Origin of the sequence: Acetivibrio straminisolvens JCM 21531 (assembly GCF_000521465.1) — a bacterium.
GTDB lineage: Bacteria > Bacillota > Clostridia > Acetivibrionales > Acetivibrionaceae > Hungateiclostridium > Hungateiclostridium straminisolvens.
Genome location: NZ_BAVR01000066.1, coordinates 1 through 19,233 on the forward strand (window position 1 = coordinate 1; position 19,233 = coordinate 19,233).

General features: G+C 39.5%; 14 protein-coding genes, 2 tRNA genes, 5 pseudogenes and 1 riboswitch. Of the genes and pseudogenes, 3 read left to right on the plus strand and 18 right to left on the minus strand.

All coding sequences use genetic code 11. The features are described 5' to 3' along the window. From JCM21531_RS14310 to JCM21531_RS14325, 5 genes and pseudogenes are all read right to left on the minus strand, one after another. On the minus strand, positions 1–3,187 hold a 3,187-nt coding region (locus tag JCM21531_RS14310; protein WP_439644313.1), incomplete at its 3' end, for a non-ribosomal peptide synthetase. 78 nt (positions 3,188–3,265) lie between these two features. Next, positions 3,266–4,440 (minus strand): annotated as a pseudogene (locus tag JCM21531_RS24910) (AMP-binding protein); the annotation flags it as partial. Between the two features lie 44 nt (positions 4,441–4,484). Further along, complete coding sequence (locus JCM21531_RS14315) at positions 4,485–5,618, minus strand: 2-deoxy-scyllo-inosose synthase (protein ID WP_054847125.1); 1,134 nt, start codon at positions 5,616–5,618, stop codon at positions 4,485–4,487. A 217-nt stretch (positions 5,619–5,835) separates the two neighbouring features. After that, positions 5,836–5,908: transfer RNA gene (locus JCM21531_RS14320), tRNA-Gly, on the minus strand. Between the two features lie 74 nt (positions 5,909–5,982). After that, positions 5,983–6,057, minus strand: a tRNA-Gly gene (locus tag JCM21531_RS14325). A gap of 557 nt (positions 6,058–6,614) precedes the next feature. Between JCM21531_RS14325 and JCM21531_RS14330 the strand changes: the two genes are divergently transcribed. After that, positions 6,615–7,022, plus strand: a complete 408-nt coding sequence (locus tag JCM21531_RS14330) for a PilZ domain-containing protein (RefSeq protein ID WP_243467741.1) — start codon at positions 6,615–6,617, stop codon at positions 7,020–7,022. 67 nt (positions 7,023–7,089) lie between these two features. Here JCM21531_RS14330 and ribH read toward each other — a convergent pair. The 5 genes and pseudogenes from ribH to JCM21531_RS14355 all read right to left on the minus strand — a co-directional run bounded on the left by ribH (position 7,090) and on the right by JCM21531_RS14355 (position 11,381). After that, positions 7,090–7,556, minus strand: a pseudogene (ribH, locus tag JCM21531_RS14335) (6,7-dimethyl-8-ribityllumazine synthase). Beyond that, the gene (locus JCM21531_RS14340; protein ID WP_038290918.1) at positions 7,537–8,787 is read right to left on the minus strand and encodes a bifunctional 3,4-dihydroxy-2-butanone-4-phosphate synthase/GTP cyclohydrolase II; all 1,251 of its coding nucleotides are present in this window, start codon (positions 8,785–8,787) and stop codon (positions 7,537–7,539) included. The pseudogene ribH and the gene JCM21531_RS14340 overlap by 20 nt, the downstream one beginning before the upstream one ends. Before the next feature lie 40 nt (positions 8,788–8,827). Next, positions 8,828–9,483, minus strand: a pseudogene (locus tag JCM21531_RS14345) (riboflavin synthase). A 19-nt stretch (positions 9,484–9,502) separates the two neighbouring features. Next, positions 9,503–10,609: a bifunctional diaminohydroxyphosphoribosylaminopyrimidine deaminase/5-amino-6-(5-phosphoribosylamino)uracil reductase RibD gene (gene ribD / locus JCM21531_RS14350; protein ID WP_054847126.1), complete on the minus strand. Its 1,107-nt coding sequence runs from the start codon at positions 10,607–10,609 to the stop codon at positions 9,503–9,505. A 155-nt stretch (positions 10,610–10,764) separates the two neighbouring features. Next, positions 10,765–10,915: riboswitch (FMN riboswitch) on the minus strand. Between the two features lie 70 nt (positions 10,916–10,985). Beyond that, positions 10,986–11,381: a secondary thiamine-phosphate synthase enzyme YjbQ gene (locus tag JCM21531_RS14355; protein ID WP_038290921.1), complete on the minus strand. Its 396-nt coding sequence runs from the start codon at positions 11,379–11,381 to the stop codon at positions 10,986–10,988. 255 nt (positions 11,382–11,636) lie between these two features. Between JCM21531_RS14355 and trmB the strand changes: the two are divergent. Next, positions 11,637–12,292: pseudogene (gene trmB, locus JCM21531_RS14360) on the plus strand (tRNA (guanosine(46)-N7)-methyltransferase TrmB). A gap of 66 nt (positions 12,293–12,358) precedes the next feature. Here trmB and JCM21531_RS14365 read toward each other — a convergent pair. The 4 genes from JCM21531_RS14365 to JCM21531_RS19015 form a co-directional block, all read right to left on the minus strand. After that, the gene (locus tag JCM21531_RS14365) at positions 12,359–13,528 is read right to left on the minus strand and encodes an iron-containing alcohol dehydrogenase (protein ID WP_038290922.1); all 1,170 of its coding nucleotides are present in this window, start codon (positions 13,526–13,528) and stop codon (positions 12,359–12,361) included. A 14-nt stretch (positions 13,529–13,542) separates the two neighbouring features. Next, a complete protein-coding gene (locus JCM21531_RS14370) occupies positions 13,543–14,298 on the minus strand; it encodes a hypothetical protein (protein ID WP_243467743.1) in 756 nt (251 codons plus the stop codon). Between the two features lie 69 nt (positions 14,299–14,367). Then, on the minus strand, positions 14,368–15,837 hold the full coding sequence (locus JCM21531_RS14375; RefSeq protein ID WP_038290925.1) for a phosphate ABC transporter substrate-binding/OmpA family protein: 1,470 nt from the start codon (positions 15,835–15,837) through the stop codon (positions 14,368–14,370). Continuing rightward, a complete protein-coding gene (locus tag JCM21531_RS19015) occupies positions 15,834–16,004 on the minus strand; it encodes a hypothetical protein (protein WP_157833691.1) in 171 nt (56 codons plus the stop codon). The genes JCM21531_RS14375 and JCM21531_RS19015 overlap by 4 nt, the downstream gene beginning before the upstream one ends. 255 nt (positions 16,005–16,259) lie before the next feature. Here JCM21531_RS19015 and metF point away from each other — a divergent pair, with 255 nt between their 5' ends. Next, positions 16,260–17,144, plus strand: coding sequence for a methylenetetrahydrofolate reductase [NAD(P)H] (gene metF, locus JCM21531_RS14380; RefSeq protein WP_038290927.1), 885 nt, complete (start codon positions 16,260–16,262; stop codon positions 17,142–17,144). A 114-nt stretch (positions 17,145–17,258) separates the two neighbouring features. Here the strand turns inward: metF and JCM21531_RS14385 are convergent, their stop codons facing one another. The 4 genes and pseudogenes from JCM21531_RS14385 to JCM21531_RS22585 form a co-directional block, all read right to left on the minus strand. After that, positions 17,259–18,020 (minus strand): site-2 protease family protein, encoded by a 762-nt coding sequence (locus JCM21531_RS14385; RefSeq protein WP_038290929.1) that lies wholly within the window; start codon positions 18,018–18,020, stop codon positions 17,259–17,261. 168 nt (positions 18,021–18,188) lie between these two features. Beyond that, entirely contained in the window at positions 18,189–18,293 is a 105-nt protein-coding gene (locus JCM21531_RS22575; protein WP_369347677.1) for a M23 family metallopeptidase, read from the minus strand. Between the two features lie 107 nt (positions 18,294–18,400). Beyond that, positions 18,401–18,790, minus strand: a pseudogene (locus JCM21531_RS22580) (M23 family metallopeptidase); the annotation flags it as partial. Continuing rightward, positions 18,787–19,083 carry a hypothetical protein gene (locus tag JCM21531_RS22585; protein WP_243467745.1) on the minus strand — a complete coding sequence of 99 codons (297 nt, stop codon included), beginning with the start codon at positions 19,081–19,083 and terminating at the stop codon, positions 18,787–18,789. The gene JCM21531_RS22585 and the pseudogene JCM21531_RS22580, both read right to left, overlap by 4 nt. Positions 19,084–19,233: the final 150 nt, after the last annotated feature.

A 19,233-nucleotide genomic window follows, 5' to 3' on the forward strand; every position in this document is an offset into this window, starting at 1 on the left:
ATCCATCCCCTGCTATACATAGCTCTCCCGGTATTCCCACCGGTTGGAGGTTGTTGTATTTGTCCACTATGTACAGCCTTATATTGTCTATGGGCTTTCCTATGGGGACTAAGTCAATGTCTTCATCAAAAGGACAGTCAAAGTAGGATACATCCACTGTGGCCTCCGTTGGCCCGTACAGATTTATGAGCCTTGTACCGTGCCTTTTACCCAAAAGCCGGTTAAACCTTGCCACCTGCTTTGTCCCTAAAGCCTCTCCGCTGGCAAACACCTGTCTTAGGCTCGAAATCCTTTCCGCTCCCGTTCCTTCCTCAAGATACTCCAAGAACATGTTCAGCATGGAGGGGACAAAGTGCATTGTGGTTATGCCACTTCTTTCCACTTCATCAATTATTGCTCCCGGATCCTTTTCCCCGCCCGGCTCTAAGAAGCATACCTTTGACCCTTCAAAAAACCACCAGAACAGCTCCCATACCGACACATCAAAGGTATACGGAGTTTTTTGAAGTATGGTATCCTCTTTTCCTATTGGATACTTTCGCTGCATCCAGCCCAGACGGTTTATCACGGAATAATGCTCTATCATGGCTCCCTTGGGTTTTCCGGTGGAACCCGAGGTGTATATCACATAGGCAAGGCTTCTTGCATCGTTTACCGGCTCTAAGTTTGACCTGTCTTCTGCATACAGCGACCGGTCATCTAAATCCAGTATTGTAAGTCCTAAAGGAGATTCAAATTTCTTGCCGTATCCCCCATCTTTTGTCAATAGAAGGGTTGCATTGCTGTCCTCCAGCATATACTGTATTCTTTCCTCCGGATATGACGGACTTACCGGAAGGTAGGCTCCTCCTGCCTTCAATACCGCCAATATTCCCACCATCATCTCTATGGAACGCTCCAGCATTATTGCAACAATACATTCCTTGCCCACACCTTTTTTTCTTAGCATCCTTGCCAAAGAGTTGGCCCTTTGGTTAAGCTCCCGATATGTAAGCTTTTCTTCCCCAAAGATTACCGCCACATTGTCAGGCGTCCTTTCTACCTGCTCCTCAAACACCTGGCTTAAGGTCTTTTCCTTGGGATATTCTTTATTCGTGTCGTTAAAATCATAGAGAATCTGCTCTTTTTCTTCCCTTGTGAGCATCTCTATCTTGGAAATCTCTTTATTGGGGTTTTCGGAAATTTCCTTCAGTATTTTGCTAAAATGCCCTGCAAGTCTTTCCATTGTCTCTCTCTTAAAAAGGCGGGTATTGTACTCCAAACTAAACCTTATACCATCCTTTTCTTCTTCCGCTTCCAAGGTGATGTCAAACTTCGCCGCTTTATTTCTAACATCAAGTCTTGTAAATCTCGCTTTATCAATCTCTATTTCAGGTATTTCCATATTCTGAAGAACAAACATTGTATCAAAAAGAGGGTTTCGGCTCATATCCCTTTTTACACCCAACTTTTCCACCAACTGTTCAAACTGATAGTCCTGGTTCTGATAAGCCCTTAAGGTATCTTTTCTCACTTCATCAAGGAAACCCAAGAATGTCTTGCTGCCCTCCGGGAAATTCCTTAATGGCAGAGTGTTTACAAACATTCCCACCATATTCTCAGTATCAGGATGATTTCTTCCGGCTGTGGGCGAACCAACTACTATATCCTCCTGTCCGGAATATTTAGATAGCAATATATTGTACGCAGCCAAGAGGACCATATAAAGGCTTGCTCCCCTTTTGGCCCCGAGATCTTTCAGCTTTTGCTTTAAGCCACTGTCAATTTGAAGCCATATTCTGTCTCCTTCAAAACTCCTCAATGCCGGCCTTGGAAAATCAAGAGGCAGCTCAAGGACAGGAATATCCCCGTCAAACCTTTGCAGCCAGTACTCTTCCTGCTCAAGCAAAGTATTCTTGGCATTCATATTTTTCTTCCATCCGGCATAGTCCTTGTACTGCACTCTCAAATCCTTTAGCTTCTCTCCCCTGTAAAGGCTTACAAACTCTTTAACCAGAATACCCATGGATGTCCCATCCGATATTATATGGTGCATGTCTAAAAGTAAAATATGCCTTTGATCCGACAACCTTACTATCTCCACCCTCATCAAGGGAGCTTTGGTTAAGTCAAAGGGCTTTACAAAACTACCCGACAACCTGTCAATCAGGTCTTTGATATTCCCGCTTTCCTCTAGAAGCCCATAACTTATTCCGTCCACAACTTTTACACTGAATTCTACATTTTTATGTATCTTTTGAACAGGGTCACCATCAACAATTTCAAAGGATGTACGGAGAGTTTCATGCCTTCTTATCAGTTCCTCAAATATCCTCTGAATCTTTGGTATGTCAATATTTCCTTCAATTATGTAAGCAGCTGGAATGTTGTAGCTTGTCCCAGCTCCTTCAACCCTGTCCAAAGCAAACAGCCTCTTTTGTGCTGGGGTAACTTCATAATAATCACTTTCGGCAACACTCTCAATTGAGGTGTAAGCCATCTCCTCTGCGGCTTCAATATATCCAGCCAAACCTCTTACGGTAGGAAATTCAAAAAACTCTTCCAAGGATAGCTCCACATTAAAAAACTTGTGAATCCTGGCAGTAAGAATAGATGCCTTTAGTGAATCCACTCCCTTTTCAAAGAGATTATCCTCCATTCCGATATTTTCAACACCCAACGCTTCTTGACAGATTCTAACAAGCCTTTCTTCCGTCTCAGTCCGAGGAAGATCAAGAAACTTTTGGGCACCAAATTCATTAATAAGCTTATCAAAATTTCCAATGACAGCATCAAATTCTCCCTTTTGATACATTTCCCTTAGCCTGTATCTTTGGAGTTTTCCGCTTGTGGTTTTTGGAAGATCCCGTACAGGTATCACCCTGGATATTTCCAACCTCATTTTTACATATATTTGCTTTTTAATATTTATTGCAAACTCAACAAAATCCTCAAGCTTTTTCTTATATAGAACCGCAACTATTATGTCATCTTTTTGCGTACCGGCATTAAACACTCCAAAAGCCGCAACCCTGCCCATTTTTATGCCATCTACTTCCTCCGCTACTCTTTCAATGTCATGGGCATAATAGTTCTGTCCATTAACAAATATCACATCTTTTGCCCTGCCGGTAACTATCAATCTGCCGTTTTGAATAAAGCCAAGATCCCCTGTCTTCAGCCATCCATCAGACCCTATCGCTTCCATAGAAGCTATGCTGTTGTTGTAATAGCCCGAAGTGACATTCTCACCTTTTATCTCAATATTACCTACAGTTCTTTCATCAAGAACCTTTCCAAAATCATCACAAATACGCACAGAACAGCCTTTTACCGGAAACCCCAAATCGGCAAATTCAACGGCATCCGTATCTTGCTCTTCAATATTCTCATTGATCGTGTCGCCTATAGACAAATACTTACGGTCAAGTCTCACCGATAAAAGTTCCTCTTCGGGATTGGGAAAAGCTACTGCCAGGCTTGCCTCCGCCATTCCATACACATTGAACATCACATTCGGTTTCATCCCGTGTTTGCGCATCTCATCCAAGAATTTTTTACACAAATCCACAGAAATGGGCTCGGCTCCATTGAATATAAGCCTGACATGGGATAAATCCCAATCTATTGCCGATTCAGGCGTGTAAAATTCAAGAAAATACTTATATCCGAAATTAGGAGATGAAAGCAGGGTGATTTTGTGTTCATGGGCCTTCTTAAGCCACAACACGGGATTGCGGATAAATAGAGATGTGGGCATAATGTATTGGTTTATTCCTGCAGCAACAGGAGATATATGAAATCCAATAAGCCCATATCGTGAGTCAGAGGCATCCAGCTGAGGCTTGAATCCGCCTCGGTGGTACAAGAGCCCGAAATAATTGCATCGATATTTGCCAGCAAGTTTCGGTGGGTCAGAACTACCCCTTTCGGCTGTCCCGTCGAACCCGAAGAGAATTGTATAAAAGCTGTGTCATCTAAAGAGGGTTCGTATATGTTCCCGATACCCTTTTCAAAATTACTTATGTCATCAATTAGAAGGGTTCTTTTCTTTATACTTTCTATTTTTCCGGTGCTTATACCGTCAGCCACGGCTTTTTCAAACACTTTCAGTCCCTTTTTATCCGTTACAAGATATGGATTAGTCAACGTTTCCCATATCCCAAACAGCTTAAGCCGGTGCTCCTGATTGTATCCAACTGCAACAGGAACGGGAATAATTCCCCCAAATATGCATGCCCAAAAGCATAAGATAAAGTCCTTGCAATTATCCAGTTGGAACACCAGTTCACAGCCCTTCTTTATGCCTTTATCCTGGAAATTATATAGAATTTCAAGAGCTCTTTGATATAAATCCTTATACGAAATATATTCTTCATCATATTCCCCGAAAATAAAAGTGACGCCTTTGTCGCTGTCTTTATTTAAAAGCAACTCTCCCAGACTGCCGCCCAATTTCATTGTTATAAATCCCCCAATATAATCTAATGACAACAAAATCTTTTTTACATAAACTCTTCTATTTTGCTCAATGTTTTCTCAAGGCCAATCTTAAATATATCTTCCTGTATAGGCTTCACATAGCTGCCGTTCTCAACGCGGCATTTTCCCAAAGACTCTAACAGAACCATGGGAACTGTCCCTTCTTTTCCTTCAAAATATCCCCTTTTGTTATCATGTTTCATAACATCCCAGATTTCTTCTGCAGAGTAGGCACATGCACGGGTTAACTGTTTAATGATTCCGATTTTATTTAATAGCCTATAGTGTACGTCCACTTCTTCATCTTTAAGATAACCCAGTTCCCTACTTATCTCACTTTCTACCATCAGGCCGAAAGCAACTCCCTCTCCATGCCTTATCTCACCCCTTGAAAGGAATTCGACAGCATGTCCCACTGTATGACCGTATTCAAATACAAGCCCGTCTTTTTTCTCATACATATCGTTTATAAGAATTCCGCACTTTGCCTTGACGGATAGCTCTAAAAACAGATTAAATTCTTCAAAGGTGTATTCTACTCGATCATTTAAAATTCCATATACCTCATCTATATACTCCGGAATTATAGAAACGAGATTTTTTATCAATTCCACCAGCCCTGCATTGTAATCCCGTTTTGAAAGGCTATCAAAACAGGTATAGTCCGTAAAAATCATTTCCGGCTTATAGAACATTCCCAAAAGATTTTTCCCAAATTTCGTATTTACCGCTTGCTTTAACGACAAAACCGAATCTGTGGCTGCCATTACAGTAGTAGGAACATGAACCAGCCTGATTCCTCTAAACAGCAAACCGGCTACAAGTCCAACTATATTCCCGAGCACTCCGCCGCCTATTGCAACGATGCATGATTTTCTGTCTATGCCGCATTCAAGCAAATGCTCTGATATTTCTCTGACTCTATCGATAGTTTTATTTTGCTCTCCGACAATTATACCGACAGTTTCACACTTAATCTCACCCGTAAATAAATTCTTTAGATTTATTATGTATTCTTTATTAATAGAGTTGTCATAAACAACAAAAACAGAATCAACCCCTAAGTCTTTCAATTTCCCAACAAGAATTTCACTGCTATAAGAAAGGTAGTACGGGTATTCAACCCCTCCAATTCGGATTTGATATTTGTGAAACATAATATTTCCTTCCTTTTATCATAATAATTGAATTCATACGATTTAGCTCATGATACAGATCTATATTTTAATTATACTGTTATCATATTTTTCAGAATGAATAAAAACTGAATATAAATTGAATGAAAATTGAATAAAAACTGAATGGAAATTGAATAGTCCGATTCTCGAACAGAATATAAAAAAGCCGTATACAACTAAAGTATACAGCTTTTACTGGAGCGGTGAAGGGAATCGAACCCTCGCAATCAGCTTGGAAGGCTGATGTTCTACCATTGAACTACACCCGCAAATATTATTTTTTGTCTTAAACAAGTTAATTTATTGTCAGGATAACTTTTTCAAGTTATCCTGACGTAAATTTTGGAGCGGGTTACGAGATTTGAACTCGCGACTTTCACCTTGGCAAGGTGACACTCTACCGCTGAGTTAAACCCGCATCATCAATCGCAAGAGTTATTATACTCGTAAAAAAAGTATTTTGTCAAGAACTTATTTAAAAGAAATTTTTAACTTTTTTATTTCACTATTTATGGACAAAAAATAAAATATATATGTTAATCATCGATAATTAATGTTATAATGTAATTAATGTTTGGTCTTTTAATCATATATTCATGCAATGAGCAATTAAATTTGAAAAAATGTTTTAATTGTTCTTTTAATTTTTACGATATATTATAAGTATTACGGGTTTTCTATACTATATAATTTGACAGCTATTCATTCAAAAACTTGCTATTTATAAATAAATCAATAAACTTCTTTAAATAATGGAGTGATAAACATGGAAATAAGAGTTGGCAATCTCGTGTCTATTCGTCATTATTCCGGTACAAAGCTTTTCAAAAGTCTGGTACTTAAGTCAAACAACAATGTGATACTGTTAAAGCTTATAGAAGATATCGCTCTTCTCAACTGTTCAAAAGGGGATCCTATAGTTCTCGGTTCCGAATCGGAGAATGATTTTATATCTCCAGTTGTACAACTCTCGACATGGACAAGCAGCAAAACACTTTGGAGCTTAAAATCGACAATTACGAGACGACATCAAACAAGAGACTATTTGTTAGGTTCCCCGTATCGTTGTATGCAGAAGCCCGAATTGGCCAGTCCCAGAAAAAGTACCTGGCCATCGTAAAAAATATCAGCTTCAACGGAATGATGATTCACACAAAAGAAGATTTTCCATTATTTCAGGAACTTAAATTCGACATCCGTGCCGAAATCCCCATACATCTCAAAGCAACTATCATCAGAAAAGTAAAAGATGAATATAATTATGAATATGGTCTGAAAATCAATTATACCGATGTACATACCCCAAATCTTTTAAAAAAATATCTCATTCTCCTAAAAAAAGAACAGGAAGAGTTTATTAAAAAGTTCAAAGAAGAGCAATGACAAGTTATATATAATATTTATATATAAAAAGAAGGGTCTTATATAAAAGGCCCTTCTTATGTTATTTCTATATCACTTTCATCAAATTCGCCATCTCAATTGCTGTAACCGCGGCATCATAGCCTTTGTTTCCAACCTTAGTTCCCGCTCTTTCAATGGCCTGTTCGATAGTATCTGTGGTAAGAACTCCAAAAGCTATCGGAATTCCCGTATCCAGCGATACTTTTGCAATTCCCTTTGACATTTCACTGGACACATAGTCAAAGTGAGGAGTTGATCCCCTTATAACGGCACCGATGCAAATAATGCATCAAATTTCTTTGAATTGGCCATTTTTTGGGCTACAAGAGGTATTTCAAAAGCCCCGGGCACCCATGAAATTTCAATATCCTCTTCCGATGCCCCATGCCTTACAAGTCCGTCAATTACTCCTCCTAGAAGCTTACTGCTGATAAATTCGTTAAAACGTCCCACAACTACTCCAAATTTCAAACCTGAAGCTATAAGTTTTCCTTCATTTGTCTTGATCGCCATTTAATTTTCCCTCCTGATGTTCTATTGTATTTATACCGTTTAGTAAATGCCCCATTTTCTCCTTCTTTGTTTTCAAGTAGAAACTGTTGACTTCGTTTTCCTTAATCTCAATGGGGACCCTTTCAATAATCTCCAATCCATAACCTCCAAGCCCAATCAGCTTTTTAGGATTATTGGTAAGCAGCTTTATTTTCTTTATACCAAGGTCACACAATATCTGCGCCCCTATACCGTATTCCCTAAGGTCGGGAGGAAATCCCAAAAGAACATTGGCCTCAACAGTATCCTTTCCTTCATCCTGAAGCTCATAAGCTCTTATCTTGTTTACAAGGCCAATTCCCCTACCCTCCTGTCTCATATACAAAAGTACGCCTCTTCCTTTCTTCGCTATCATTTCCATAGCCCTATTTAGCTGTTCACCGCAGTCACACCTTAAGGAATGAAATGCATCTCCGGTAAGGCACTCGGAATGCACCCTCACCATTACAGGCTCGTCAGAGCTTGCTACATCTCCCATCACCAATGCCACATGATGCTCTCCATTTATAACGTTTTCATAGGCCACTATTTTGAAATCTCCGTACTCGGTAGGAAGCTTTGCCTCTGCAGCTTTTCTTATCAATTTCTCATTATTTCTCCTGTACTTTATAAGATCCGCTATAGTAATTAGCTTAAGTCCGTGCTTTTTGGCAAACTCCATAAGCTGTGGCGCCCTTGCCATAGTTCCGTCATCGTTCATAATTTCACATATCACACCAACAGGATAAAGTCCTGCCAATTTCGCAAGATCCACCGCAGCTTCCGTATGGCCTGCACGCTTAAGAACTCCGCCTTCCTTTGCTATCAACGGAAAAACATGTCCCGGCCTCACAAAATCCTCGGGTTTGGCGTGGGGGCTTGAAAGCTCCATTATTGTTTTGGACCTTTCAAAAGCCGAAATGCCGGTAGTGGAGCTTTTATGGTCCACTGTAATTGTAAAGGCTGTTTTCATGTGCTCGCTGTTTTTCCTTACCATCAGTTCCAGTCCCAATTCCCTTGCTCTGGCCTCACTCATCGGTGCACATATCATACCCCTTCCGTACGTTGCCATAAAATTGATTTTCTCCGGCATAGCCATCTGCGCCGCCATCACCAGGTCGCCTTCGTTTTCTCTGTCCTCATCATCAATTACCACAACCATTTTACCCTGCCGGATGTCTTCTATCGCGGATTCAATTGTATCAAATTCCATAAAAACGCCTCCCAGAATAATCTTCTTCATATTATTGAATTTATGCAAATCCGTGCTCTCTTAAAAAATCCATAGTCACAGACTCTTTTTCATCCTTTTTTCGTTGAGGATTAAAGCTCATCAACTTCTCAACATACTTTCCCAGCATATCGCATTCAATATTTATCCTATCGCCGGGCTTTTTTGATCCCAATATTGTAACCGATGCGGTATGGGGAATAAGGGAAACCTTAAAGCAATTTTCATCCACATATGCAGCAGTAAGGCTAACACCATCCAAGGCAACCGAACCCCTGACCACAATGTATTTCAAAATATCCGAAGGAGCGGATATCTCAAGCCAGATAGCATTGTCTTCTTTTTCTTTGGACAATATCACTCCGGTACCGTCAATATGACCGCTTACAATATGTCCCCCCATCCTGTCAACAGGCCTTAGGCCCTTTCAAGATTCACTTTTTCTCCAGCTCTCAGACTTCCCAAATTTGTCTTTCTCATGGTCTGGGGCATAACATCCGCAGTAAATACACCGTTATCAAGGGATGCCACCGTAAGACAAATGCCGTTTACGGCTATGCTGTCCCCAATCTTTACATCATCCATAATTTTCTCACACTTTATGGTCAATTTTATGGACTTGCTGCCATAAACTACTTCCTTTACCAAACCGATTTCTTCTACTATACCTGTAAACACAATTTCCTCCCGATTAAAGTCAGTTTATATATCCTTCGAAAAGTATATCTTCTCCAAATTTTATCACGCTTATATTTTTTACGCCTATCGCTTCACACATTCTTAAAGCTCCAATCCCTTCAACAGATGTGGGAGCATTCTCCCCTCCCACTATCTTCGGAGAAATAAAACACATTACCTTGTCTACAATTCCGGAAGAAATAGCCGAACTATTTAATGTTCCTCCGCCTTCCAACAATACGCTGTCAATTTCAAGCTTGTAAAGCTCATCCATAAGAAGTTTTAGATCTACTCTTCCGTCACTGCCATCCGCTTTAATAATTTTTACCCCTTTGTCGATTAGCATCTTTTCCTTTTCCTTGTCAATACGGGAAGTGGTAGCAAGTATAACTCCCGCTTTCGAGTCGGAATTTACAACATTTGAGTCAAGGGGAATTGCTCCTTTACTGTCCACAACTATCCTTACGGGATCGCTTCCTTCCTTGTCGGGAAGCCTTGTAGTAAGATAAGGGTTATCCTTTAGCACAGTATTAATCCCCACCATAATTGCCGCAACCCTGTCCCTTATCACATGGACAAAGTTTCTTGCCTTTTCTCCCGTCACCCATTTGGAATCTCCCGAAGCTGTCGCTATCTTGCCATCTAACGTCATTGCCGTTTTTAAAATTACAAAGGGCTTTTTTCGTACAATGTAGTTAATAAATATTTCATTGAGCCTTATAGCTTCTTCCTCAAGGACCCCGACATCAACCTCAATTCCTGCGTCCCGAAGCATTTGAAAGCCTCTTCCCGACACCTTCGGGTTGGGGTCTTTTATGGCTGCAACCACTTTTTTTATCCCGACATCAATAATTTTTTGAGCGCAGGGCGGAGTCCTGCCATAATGGGAACACGGCTCCAGATTAACATACAAAGTACCGCCGGCAACGTCCTCTTTGGCGTTATTAAATGCCTCCACCTCAGCATGGGGACATCCCAGTGCCCTATGAAATCCTTCTGCAATTATCTTTCCATCTTTTACAACAACCGCTCCCACCAAAGGGTTGGGATTGGTTTTTCCCCATCCATTCTTTGCTAGCTTAATGGCTCTACTCATAAAAAACTCATTTTCGTTCACTTTAATCACCATTCATCTTGTTTAAACTATATAAAAACTTAAAATAAAAGCTCGGGACATCGAGTCCCTTCGCTTTTGCCTCTTTCATTTCATTCCAAGAGGCCAAATCAAAGCTCCCTTGAGATATCTTCCCAGGGAGCGTCACTTGTAAACAAAAATATATATCTTATCTTCTCCCATCCAGACTTAATGTATTAATAAAATACATCTCACTGTCGGCTCCGGACTTTGACCGGATCTGCCAAAGCGGCTCGCGGCTCACAGTCAGTACTGTCTACCGCCGGTAAGGAATCTCACCTATCCCTGAAGATAAATTAAATTCTGGAATATTCAAATTTTAAGTAAAATATATCACAACCGCTGACCATAGTCAAGAAATTTAAAGCTAAGACGTTATTTTTACATATACTTCTCTGTTTCTCGGTCCGTCAAACTCACAGAAATATATACCCTGCCATGTACCCAGCAAAAGTCTTGAGTTTTCAATAATTATCTGCTGCGAGAAACCAAACATGCTTGCTTTTATATGGGCTGCGGAATTGCCCTCCCCATGTAAGTAACCATCCTCAAACGGAACAATTTTATTTATCTCCATCAAAATGTCCGATGCCACATCCGGGTCTGCATTTTCATTTATTGTAATTCCGGCTGTGGTGTGGGGAACAAAAACAGTACAGATTCCCGATTTTACTCCAGACCTTTCCACAACCTGCTGAATCTTTGAAGTTATATCAATCATAGTAGTTCTTGCAGAAGTTCTAACGCTAAGCCTTTCCAACATAGTCCCACTCCTTATCTATTATTTGTATAATGTTTCTCTTTTATCCTATTTACAATTCTACTTCTTCATCAATCTTTCGGCAAGGGTATTTTGGTCCTTTTCTTCAAAGGATACCTTACAAACACTTTAGCTATACTTATTAATTAATAGGTTGCATTTTTAAACAAACCGTCTTAAAATAATTTGGAGTGATAATTTTTATAAATAGAGTTTACCGAAACCCAATATAATTTCAAAGTAATGCGAGGTAATAATATGCGGCTTAGAAAAAAACCATGGGCAAGGCCGGCACTGGAAGCGTGCAGTTTTTTGTTGTCAATCCGACACAAAATAAAGGAAAATGGCGTGAAGTATTCGGCAATTCGAACGAGATATGGCTGGAACTCGGGTGCGGCAAAGGAGGTTTTATATCAAAGCTTGCTTCTTCCCGTCCCGATATAAATTTTATTGCCGTTGATATTAAAGATGAAGTGCTGGTTCTGGCAATGCAAAAAATCGAGAAAGAATATGGCTTGATTAACGCGGATACGCGAAATATCCGGCTTATGGCCCACGAAATAATGCTTATTAACAAAATGTTGGATGAGAATGATGCAATTAGCAGAATTTATATAAATTTTTGCAACCCTTGGCCTAAAAATTCCCATAAGGCAAGGCGTCTTACGCATCCCAACCAGTTAAACCAGTATAAAACTTTCCTAGTTCCCAACGGGCAAATCTGGTTTAAAACCGATGATGAGACGTTATTTCAGGATTCCATACGGTATTTTGAACAATGCGGCTTTCATATCGGTTATCTGACTGAGGACCTGCATGCAAGCGGTTTTGAACAAAATATCGAAACCGAACATGAAAGAATGTTTATTGAGCAAGGTTGTAAAATCAAGTTTCTCATCGCTGAAAAAAGATAAAGAGGACATAAACGTCCTCTTCACATATTAACCTAAAACTTTAATCCGATATGAAATTCATTCGGTTTATCTTGCCAGCTTCAAAATATTATAAACATCTTCACGATTTAGTTTCACAAAGCTTCCGATGGTGGAATTTCCTCCATTGGTACATTTTGATGCCATTTCCTCCAACCTGTCGTCACCTATATTCATTTCTTTTAAAGAAACGGGAAGACCTATCTCCTTAAAGAATTTCTTGAGTCTCTCTATACCTTCCAAGGCCGTCCTTTCCGGCTCATCAAAATTCATTTCCACGTTCCATACCCTTACGGCAAATTGCACAAAGCGGTCCAAGTTGTTCTTGTAGACATATTTCATCCATGCCGGGAACACCACCGCAAGGCCGGCTCCGTGTGCCACATCGTAAATAGCACTGATTTCATGCTCAATATTATGGGATGCCCAGTCCTCAATCCTTCCTGTCCCTAAAAGCCCGTTGTGCGCAACTGTACCTGCCCACATAATCTCCGCCCTTGCATTATAGTTATCCGGCTCTTGCAAAGCAATAGGCACATTCTTAATCATCGTTTTGAGCGTTGCCTCACAAAGTCTGTCCGTTAAATCTGTATGGGTTACATTCGTAAAATATCTTTCCATTATATGAGCCATAATATCAGCAGTACCGCACGCCGTCTGATATTCAGGAAGTGTATAGGTCAATTCCGGATTCATAATGGAGAACACCGGCATTATTAGCTCAGAATACATTCCCCTTTTGTACAGCCCGTCCTCCTTGGTTATTACTGAGTTGGGACTTGCTTCACTCCCTGCTGCAGGTATAGTCAAAACCACACCTATCGGAAGAGCCTCTTTTGCTTCGGCCTTGCCGCTGAAAAAGTCCCACACATCTCCGTTGTACGGCACACCCACTGCTATGGCTTTGGCCGAATCGATGGCACTGCCGCCGCCCACCGCCAGGATAAAATCAATTCCTTTTTCACGGCAGATTTTTATACCCTCGTTTACAAGGCCAAGTCTCGGATTGGGCATAACACCCCCAAGCTCAACCACTTCAACCCCTGCCTGCTTGAGGGAATTAATCACTTTATCGTATAAACCGGTCTTTTTTATACTGCCTCCACCATAATGAAGCAATACTTTGCTGCTGTACTTTTTAACTTCTTCCCCTACTTTCAGTTCGGCACCTCTGCCAAATATTATCTTTGTAGGATTTTCATAGGTAAAGTTTATCATAAACTTCCTCCTTATTACAGTCTAAGTCTTTCGTTCCTATGAGATGTCAATACGTTATCTAAAGCAATTGCCTCATTTATCACGTTATCAATATCTCCAACAACCGGATCAGTATCCGTGTTGGATACAATCTGGTGTTTAAACATAAGTATGGCACTCTCAATATAATCCAGTTTGGAGCTTATAGTTTCCAGTTCACTCTTTTCAATATTTATCCTTTCCAGGATCTTTTCATCCAACTCCACTGCTCTCTGCAAATCTGCCACAGCCCTAGGATTGGTAAGAAATTCCTGTTTCTTCTTATTGGCGTTAATACGATCTATGAACTTTCTTGCGTTTATAGAATTTATCTCCCTGATTCTGATATTATAGTTATACATAAGCTTTAAATAAACAATAACAAGATTTAAAGCCTGTTCTACTATTCTCTGCTTTAGGGGATCACTGTTGGTTTGTACATAATAAGACACAAGAGCCTGCTTCTCTTTATAGACATTCCTGATTCTGTCCCTCATGCCCCCCGGAAGCCTCTTGAAGACATTTTGATACAGTCTGTTGCATTCCTCATTGAGGTCCTGTATCCCTTCAACTTGCATCTCTTTGTTGAAATCTTTCACAAACTCCGGATCCCTTAGGGTCTGCATTATAAAGTATATATAACCTGCCGCACCTAACAGAAGAAAAGGTACATTTTTAGTCGCCAGGAATACACCAAGTACTATTGCAAGCAAAAGAATATTTTTTAATTTAGCAGCTGCCTTAACAAACATTTTAGGTTTCATAAGCCATACTTTACCTCCAAATCTATAATAAATACATCAAAGCGCTGCCAAACAGCGTTAATTTTGAATCTCCCTTGTCAGAATAAATTCCGTCCTCCTGTTTTTTGCCCTGTCCTCCTCAGTTAACTCGTTTGCAACTATAGGCCTGTATTCTCCCCAACCTCTTGCCACTATTCTATTCTCATCAACACCATTTTGCACTAAATATTTCTTAACTTCCAATGCTCTATCCTTCGACAGCTTAAGGTTGGATTCATCACTTCCGACAGAGTCTGTATGAGCATCAACAATAAGATAGTATTCAGGAAATTGCGAAAGAATATCCAACACCTCATCGAGAACAGGCAAGGATTCTGCCTTAACCGTAGCCTTTCCCGAATCGTAATATACTGGCGGAATATCTACTTTTGCCACCCTTTCGGTGTTCTGCTCTATACTCTGCTCGTTTTGCTCTTTAAATTCCTTCTTTTGTCCTTCACTCTGCGGATTGTTTTCAGATGTTCCGGTATCGACAACTCCCACCAAAAGTTCCTCGTCATTATTCAGTTTTTCCAAATAGCCGGCACTAAATACATCATCTGAAGGAACAAATCCTTTACTCATATCTCCATATCTTTTCCACGTTTCAACTGTATCGTTTATTATCGATTCAATTCTGTTTTCGCCGCGATTAATGCCAAAATACTCCAAATTCTCATTCAAGGACATGAGTTTTATATCTTTGAAAGAAGCTTCTACTTCCTCTTTGCTCACCGGTCCGTATTCTTCGTTTTCACTCATCAATTCTGCAAGCTTTTCGTAGGCCCTGTCAGGCTTTTCTATTATATATTTTGAAGCAGCAAACCAAGTTCTAAGGAAATTTTCCACCATTTCAGGGTTTCTTTCGGCATAGCCTCTATTAACCACCAACATTGTAGGCACCAAGTCCGGAACCTCTTTGGTATTTATAAGAACCTTGACCGAATCGGGTTTTTTTGCATTTATTTCATTTACGGCAATATTCATATCGGGACTCCACGATACGATAAGGTCCGAATATCCTGATTTTAAATCTTCGATTACCTCCGACATATTTTCCCGCTCAACCGGCTCAATATCCTGATATCTCAAACCAACCAGTCTTAAAAACTTGTTCAATATAAATTTACCGGTACCATTGGCAACATAGGATACTCTTCTGCCTTCTATATCATTTAAGTCTTTTACTTCGGACTTTGCAACAATGCCGTCGGCACCGCGAGAAAAGTCCGTGATTCCCACTATTACCGCCGAATCCGGATATTTCTCTTGAAATCTCATAAAGGACGGAAGGGACATCTCGGTAGCATGGATTCTTCCCTCGTTCAGCGCCCGTATTCTGTCGCTGTCGGCGGATATGTATTTTATATTCAAATTCAGAGAGTAGTCGTCGTTGTACCCCCTGCTTAATCCGATTAAAACCGGGGTTCCTCCAATCCAGCTATCCAACCCCATAGTAAATTCATCATCCGAAGGTATGGTATAATCATCCCATTTATCATCAATCATATAGTCATCTGTCGGACTGGATAACCGCCCATTTTGATTTTCGTTAGTTCCTGTGTTAATAGAAACATTGTTCTTTGGAAAGTCTCTAAAATAAAGGCGGCAACTGCTGCAGCAATTATGAGCAAAAATATTATTACATTACCCCACTTTATTCTCATGCCCTGCATTTTAGTCCTCCTATTATAAAATAAATAAGCTATAAGAGCATTATAAACTATTATATACTAAAACTGCAACCATTAGCTTCCTTTAAAAAATATATTTTTTCTTTGAATACATCAATAAAATTCCAAATGGCCGTATCTTTTTTTCCCAAACTTGACAGCCCAAGGCTCTATGCTATAATAATTCTAATAATATATACTTAATATACACTCATATTGCTAAAGAACATTTCAAAGGCAATAATTAAATATTCTCTGTTGCGGGAGGTCAATTATGAATTTAGTAAATTTGTTCAAAAAAAGAAACCGGTTATATCTTTTGAAATCTTTCCCCCAAAGCTTGATACTCCCATTGAGTCCATATTCGGCACCTTAGAGCAGTTCAAGGAACTAAAGCCTGACTTTATCAGTGTTACATACGGAGCAGGAGGAAGTGCAAAGGACAGAACCATTGAAATAGCATCAAAAATCAAAAATGAATACGGCATTGAAAGCATGGCACACCTGACATGTGTAGGACATTCCAAAGAGGAAATAGATGCTCTCTTAAAGTCTATCCGCGAAAGCAATCTTGAAAACATACTTGCCCTAAGAGGAGATCCGCCGGCAAACCAACCGGATTTTGATTTTAGCAAAAACGCCTTTCAGTATGCAAATGAACTTATTGCACATATAAGAAAAAATAACGGTTTCTGTATTGCTGCTGCCGCTTATGTCGAAGGCCATGTTAACAGCAAACGTCTTAAGGATGACCTTTTATATCTTAAGCAAAAAGTCGACACCGGGGTTGATTTCCTTGTAACCCAGTTATTCTTCGACAACCGGATATTTTATGATTTTCTTGATAAAACATCTTCAATAGGTATTACATGTCCCATCACTCCAGGAATAATGCCGATATTCAAAGCAGACCAAATCAAACGCATTACATCCCTTTGCGGTGCATCCATTCCTGCAAAGCTGGTAATAATGATGGACAAATACGGAGATAATGACGATGATATGCGCAAAGCCGGCATTGAGTACGCAAGTGAGCAAATACGCGATTTAATCGATAATGGTGCAGACGGTGTTCACCTTCTCACAATGAACAGACCCAAATCCACCAGGGAAATCCTTATAAACACCGGATTATTAAGATAATTCCGAAAGGGTATATGCATGAGGTACTATTGTATATACCTTTTTTCTTGGTTCTTGGAGTAAAATGAAATAGTCAAAAGCGAAGGGAGTCGCTACCCCGAGTTTTTATTTTTGCTAATCCATAGTTTCCATCAAATCCTTAAAGGTTATGTCTGCATTATATTTCATTATGTTGTCCATAATTTCCTGTTCGGTAAATACTCTGACTACACGCATGTTTTCATTTACCACATAAACAATATGAAATCTGTCAAAGTCCATGCTTCTTATCAAGTCTCCCAGACGCATAGATTCCAAAACTACCAATTCCCTCCCCGGATATACTCCTTTCTTTAAAAATCTTGAACGTTTAAAAAGCAGGTTCTTGATATTCATTAATATCTCCTCCGGACTATCACTTTTTTGGAAATACAACATATAACCAGCAATTAATATCAAGCTGAAATTATATTTACTGCTCATGTATTGAAAAATTCCCAGAACCAAAAGTAAAGCTGAGAATGCTAAAGACAGCCTCCTTGCACATTTACATCCTCTAATAAGACCCATTTTTGAAACGAGAATATCCTTCAAAATCCTCCCGCCATCTAAAGGCAGTACCGGAAGCATGTTAAATAAAGCCAAACAAATATTGGCATAGATAAAAAAACGCATATTATGCCAAACATTAAAATAATATGTGTCAATTATAATACAAGTGAAAAACATTAAAATATTTGCAATAGGTCCGCTAATGTTTATCAAAAGACGATTTGCATCGATAGCAGGATTTTCTTCTATAACAGCATTTAATCCTACAGCTGTAATCCCCACTGAAACAAGAATTCTTTTTTGCGCTACTGCCGCAGCAATGTGAGCTGCTTCGTGTATTACCATAGAAAAAAAATCAATAAATACTCAATGAGATAATTATTGCAATACATTACTGCAACCAGCACGAAAAAAACAGGGTCAATCTTGATTTCTAACGGTTTTTTTATAATTTTGATAAAAATATGATTTTCCCCATTTCATATTTATTTAATAATTAATCATGACTTAATCCTAATTTGAGGGTGACTGTATAAACTCAAGGGGATTTACCGGGCTTCCATTCTCCCATACTTCAAAATGAAGATGAGGTTCTTGGGAATCTCCTGTATTCCCCACTTTTGCAATTGTCTCGCCCTTGTTAACGCTCTGTCCTTTGCTTGCCAAATGTCCGAACAATTGGCATAAAGAGATATTATATCTTCCCCGTGCTTGATTTTTATGTATTTTCCGTAAGTTTCGTTTTCTCCTACTTCAATTGCTTCTCCTTTAGCCGCAGCTTTTATAGGAGTTCCCTTTAGCGCCTTTATATCAATACCTTGATGAAACTCTTCCGTTCCTTCATTTGTGTATACCCTTTCGCCGTATAATGCTCCTATTATGCCGCCTACAGGAATGATAAAGGAATTATCCGAATCATGGCTGCCCGAATCGGTTTCATCCCGAGAACTTGTTTTGCTTTCTGCTTCATCGTCTGTCAAAATACTCTGAGCAGATTTTACATAAGTGCCGTACTCTTCTCCCTCATCCTCCAAAACCGGAGAATCCTCAACATTTGACTTGTTATTCCCCTCTCCAATAATGCTGTCTTCATTGGTACCGGTTCTATCATTCATGCATTTTCCAAAAAACTGTCAATCTGCCCGAATACACTTTTAATATCAACATTATAGGACAGCATCCCCTTTATCTTGCCTTTACAATAATTGGTGACCGGTGAATCAATATTCTTTATAGCTGCTGCTACCAAGAGAATTAAGGCACATATTACGGTCTGCACCACAATTTTTTGGACGAGGTTAAGTCTGTCCTCGTTTTCCCTTCTCCTTCTGCTGCTTCTCCTTGACTTTCTCGGATTCTGTTGTACACCATATCTTGGATATCTTTGTCTGAAAACTATATCATCCACACCAAGCACATCCTCATATAGTTTATTTTCCGCTATTTTGCAATGCGTAAGTTTGCTTTAAGTATTAATTTATATATTTTGATTTTATATATTTTGATTATATTTAATTTGATTTGAGAATATTACAACAAAACGAATCTGAATTTATGG

Bases quoted from the DNA above. Each gene is read 5' to 3' on its own strand.
- JCM21531_RS14315 (WP_054847125.1), bottom strand. From the start codon at position 5,618: ATGTTTCACAAATATCAAATCCGAATTGGAGGGGTTGAATACCCGTAC.
- JCM21531_RS14330 (WP_243467741.1), top strand. From the start codon at position 6,615: ATGGACAAGCAGCAAAACACTTTGGAGCTTAAAATCGACAATTACGAG.
- JCM21531_RS14340 (WP_038290918.1), bottom strand. From the start codon at position 8,787: ATGGAATTTGATACAATTGAATCCGCGATAGAAGACATCCGGCAGGGT.
- JCM21531_RS14355 (WP_038290921.1), bottom strand. From the start codon at position 11,381: ATGTTGGAAAGGCTTAGCGTTAGAACTTCTGCAAGAACTACTATGATT.
- JCM21531_RS14365 (WP_038290922.1), bottom strand. From the start codon at position 13,528: ATGATAAACTTTACCTATGAAAATCCTACAAAGATAATATTTGGCAGA.
- JCM21531_RS14370 (WP_243467743.1), bottom strand. From the start codon at position 14,298: ATGTTTGTTAAGGCAGCTGCTAAATTAAAAAATATTCTTTTGCTTGCA.
- JCM21531_RS14375 (WP_038290925.1), bottom strand. From the start codon at position 15,837: ATGATTGATGATAAATGGGATGATTATACCATACCTTCGGATGATGAA.
- JCM21531_RS19015 (WP_157833691.1), bottom strand. From the start codon at position 16,004: ATGCAGGGCATGAGAATAAAGTGGGGTAATGTAATAATATTTTTGCTC.
- JCM21531_RS14385 (WP_038290929.1), bottom strand. From the start codon at position 18,020: ATGGTAATACACGAAGCAGCTCACATTGCTGCGGCAGTAGCGCAAAAA.